At 37.0% G+C, this 3,806-nt stretch carries 4 protein-coding genes and 1 CRISPR repeat array; of the genes, 2 read left to right on the top strand and 2 right to left on the bottom strand.

The window, feature by feature from the left end:
- Positions 1 to 20: 20 nt before the first annotated feature.
- A complete protein-coding gene (locus F6K54_RS41695) occupies positions 21 to 575 on the bottom strand; it encodes a phycobiliprotein lyase (RefSeq protein ID WP_293090367.1) in 555 nt (184 codons plus the stop codon).
- A 197-nt stretch (positions 576 to 772) separates the two neighbouring features.
- Here F6K54_RS41695 and F6K54_RS41690 point away from each other — a divergent pair, with 197 nt between their 5' ends.
- Together F6K54_RS41690 and F6K54_RS41685 are read left to right on the top strand one after the other, a co-directional pair.
- Complete coding sequence (locus tag F6K54_RS41690; protein ID WP_293090366.1) at positions 773 to 916, top strand: hypothetical protein; 144 nt, start codon at positions 773 to 775, stop codon at positions 914 to 916.
- Positions 917 to 980: 64 nt separating this feature from the next.
- Positions 981 to 2,195: a CRISPR direct-repeat array (repeat unit 37 nt; unit sequence GTGGAAAATTATCCAAATCCCTATTAGGGATTGAAAC).
- 137 nt (positions 2,196 to 2,332) lie between these two features.
- Positions 2,333 to 3,007, top strand: coding sequence for a Uma2 family endonuclease (locus tag F6K54_RS41685; RefSeq protein ID WP_293090365.1), 675 nt, complete (start codon positions 2,333 to 2,335; stop codon positions 3,005 to 3,007).
- Positions 3,008 to 3,359: 352 nt separating this feature from the next.
- Here the strand turns inward: F6K54_RS41685 and F6K54_RS41680 are convergent, their stop codons facing one another.
- Complete coding sequence (locus F6K54_RS41680; RefSeq protein WP_293090364.1) at positions 3,360 to 3,776, bottom strand: hypothetical protein; 417 nt, start codon at positions 3,774 to 3,776, stop codon at positions 3,360 to 3,362.
- Between the last annotated feature and the right edge of the window lie 30 nt (positions 3,777 to 3,806).

Genomic DNA, 3,806 nt, shown 5'->3' with positions numbered 1-3,806 from the left:
CGTCGCTTCACTTTTTCTGATTACTTAAATATACGTTTTTCTAGATATTGACCAATCATTTTTTGTTCACCCGCACGAGAAATAATAGTTTGCCGTGTCCGGTATTTATGGCCGATTTGTTTAATTTCTTCCTCAAATACAGACCCATTGTACTCCGTTCTAAGACATAATGTGTTAGAGTCAGATAGATGATACTTAGCTATTATGGGGTTACTCGTGGCAAAACCGCGATCGCGATACAAAATTAAACCTCGAACTCCGAATATTGTTGAGCCTTCAGATTGTTTCTTACCTGATACAGAATCTTGACTAAGCCAACTGACTAATGAACCACAAATCATTGCTGTTTCAGGATTATGTAATTTATGGAGCTTGGCTAATTCTATAAGTTCTGGACTTCCTAGCTCTAGAAATTTAATTGTTAAATGACTAACAATTTCTTGGGTATTTCCTTCCGGTAAAGTATAGTAGCGTCTTTCAGAATGCCATTGACCTTCGGAGCGTTGAAAATATTCAGTAATTCTTGAGTCTGCAATTTCTAATGTTTGTGTGGTGTTCTTTACGCCTAATTCCATTTAATCTTAATCCTCTGGGTTTTATAAATATCAAACTAACTGTAATTTGTCAAGAGTTTTGTTTAATTTGTTACTCCTATTAATATATCCTTTTTTTCTTAATGGTTTCCGGAATGGCCATATTGTAGATGGTGAGTTTGAGAGGAGAGATTGATTTGCGCGGATGGGTAGCTGTAGAAGAGAAGAGGTGAAAAAAAATGGCTGAAGTTATGTATGGGCAAGGATTTGAGTTATATTATGGTATGGAAGAGATTCGCGCAGTTTGGCAAATGCTTATTTGGCAAGGGTTTTGGCTGTTTTTTTTGTTGCCTATTGTGGAGCTGTGGTTGGAAATGCTATAGTTATAAATGTGTCGCGCAAATGTACCTGGAAAATTAAATATAGCCCTGGTTCTAGAACCCTGATGTGGAAAATTATCCAAATCCCTATTAGGGATTGAAACGTCAAATCCCGTAATCTGATAATCCTCAATGTAATCAGTGGAAAATTATCCAAATCCCTATTAGGGATTGAAACAAAGCTTGGAAAACGTATCTGATTTTTTAGATTCTGTGGAAAATTATCCAAATCCCTATTAGGGATTGAAACTCTTACTTCAGAATCTAGTTTTTTTATGTGTAATTGTGGAAAATTATCCAAATCCCTATTAGGGATTGAAACATTTTGGAGAGAATGAGCCTCATCGACAATCACTGTGGAAAATTATCCAAATCCCTATTAGGGATTGAAACTCAACCAAAGACCTTAGTACTACCAAAACTTTGAGGTGGAAAATTATCCAAATCCCTATTAGGGATTGAAACATGGGATACATTAAAATGAACCATTAAGCGAGTGGAAATTTATCTAAATCCCTATTAGGGATTGAAACCCTCCAATCCACATCCACCTTCCTGATGGAAATGCACAGTGGAAACTTACCCTAATCCCTATTAGGGATTGAAACGCGGTTTTCATACAGTTATGAGCATATCCACCTGTGCCTGTTGGTGTAAACTTGCCAAAATCCCTATTAGGGATTGAAACATACAGTCAACTATACTGCTGGAATAACCAAGATGTGTGGAAACTTACCCTAATCCCTATTAGGGATTGAAACGTCTTACCTGTGCCATCTATCCCCTCTATTACGATGTGGAAACTTACCCTAATCCCTATTAGGGATTGAAACTTTAGCATGATAACTTGACCTTATAACAGGTATTAGGGGTGGAAACTTACCCTAATCCCTATTAGGAATTGAAACAGTTGAACCTCAAATGGTTTGGTATAAGCTTGTCCTGTGTGGAAACTTACCCTAATCCCTATTAGGGATTGAAACCAAGCAATACGCATCTCTTGGGAACTAAAATCAGCTATAGTGGAAACTTACCCTAATCCCTATTAGGGATTGAAACCAAGCAATACGCATCTCTTGGGAACTAAAATCAGCTATAGTGGAAACTTACCCTAATCCCTATTAGGGATTGAAACCTATGTAGTCATGGCTAGAAAAGATTCAAAAAAACCGTGGAAACTTAACCTAATCCCTATTAGGGATTGAAACGGCATTTCACCAAACAAAGGTATGCCTTCAGAAACGGGTGGAAAATTACCCTAATCCCTATTAGGGATGGTGATGATGTTGCGATAGTGACCACCGACGCTATCATCACTCTACCAAGACAAATTTTTCAAGCCTACATAACCGACTGGTTGGACGCATTAATAGAAATAGCCTAAAATATACTCAGATATTTACTTTTTTCAATTGTCTCATGTCTACTGTGCAAAAAACTGTTGAAAAATTAGAGACTTCCCAAACAATTGCTGAAGATGTTATCTTTCCTCCAAGCGATCTATATAGTAACGAACCTCCCGTGGAAACTGAACTGCACCTACGACAAATAATATTATTGCTAACTTGTTTAGAATGGCTGTGGCGCGACCGCAACGACTTCTATGCAGCGGGTAATCTTACAATTTATTATAGTCCTAGCCAAAGCAAATCCAAAGATTTCCGAGGCCCTGATTTTTTTGTAGTTTTAGGAACAGAACAGAAAAGCCGTAAAAGTTGGGTTGTTTGGGAGGAGAAAGGAAAATATCCGAATGTTATTGTTGAAATTCTCTCGAAAAAAACGGCTGATACAGATAAAGGTTTAAAAAAGAAAATCTATCAAGATACTTTTCGTACACCCGACTACTTCTGGTTCGATCCTTACACTCTAGAGTTGGCTGGATTTCACCTTGTTGATGGAATGTATCAAGCCATAGAACCCAATGAAAAAGGATATTTATGGAGCCAGCAATTAAAATTATATTTGGGGATAGAACAAGAAAAACTTCGCTTTTTTACCCCTGAAGAAAAGTTGGTAAACACGCCAGAAGAACGAGCAGAAAAATTGGCAGCAAAATTAAGAGAATTAAATATCGATCCAGATACGATTGATTGAACTGATTAAGTACGACTTTTTCCCATAGCAAATGCTATCGGAAAATGCTCAATAACAAAAACAGTGGGAGCATCTTGCCCCCTACCAGATATTCCCGATCACAGTTTTTCTAATCTCTCCCTATTAAACTTTTACCGAATTGTTAATTATTAATAATTGATAATTAAATAATTCGCGCCTTGAAGCCTCCCCTTTTAAGGGGAAAAAAAGCGGTCGAGGGATGGATGGATTTCCTAACCATATCCAATCGACTAAGAGAAGAAATAATATCTCCTTATCTTCAATCAAGAGCGGTTTTAACCAGAGGTAATTATCCATTATCCATTATCCATTATCCATTATCCATTATCCATTAATGAACGCTATCCTTCCAAACAGAATCTAAATATCTATACCAATTAATCGCTAAATCAATATCTGTAAACGGAACTTTAATATTTTTAGACTCAGAAAAAATAAACTCCAAAAATACCTTACCCTGACTTACTGGATTTTCTATATCTATAGGTTTATCGTTAACCAATAATTGTAGCGATCGCACATCCCGTAAAGAAAAAGTCTGCAAATTTATCGGGCCACTGCGAGTTGCTTTTCCCCAAGTTATACTTTCACCATTCTGACCCAATACTGCATAAATATCATATTTAGCTTTCTCAAAAGACTCAGCCCAAGCGCGGTAAGCTTCCAACTTTTGATACTCATTCCAACCTGCCCAAGCTAACCAGATAAACACACCCAATAGGGGCAGCCATAACAAACCTCTTTCCATTTTAGCCTTTAGATTTTCTAATTAAACAGC

Source organism: Okeania sp. SIO3B5 (assembly GCF_010692555.1).
In the GTDB taxonomy this organism is placed as follows: Bacteria; Cyanobacteriota; Cyanobacteriia; order Cyanobacteriales; family Microcoleaceae; genus Okeania.
This window is presented reverse-complemented; position numbering and strand designations above follow the sequence as displayed.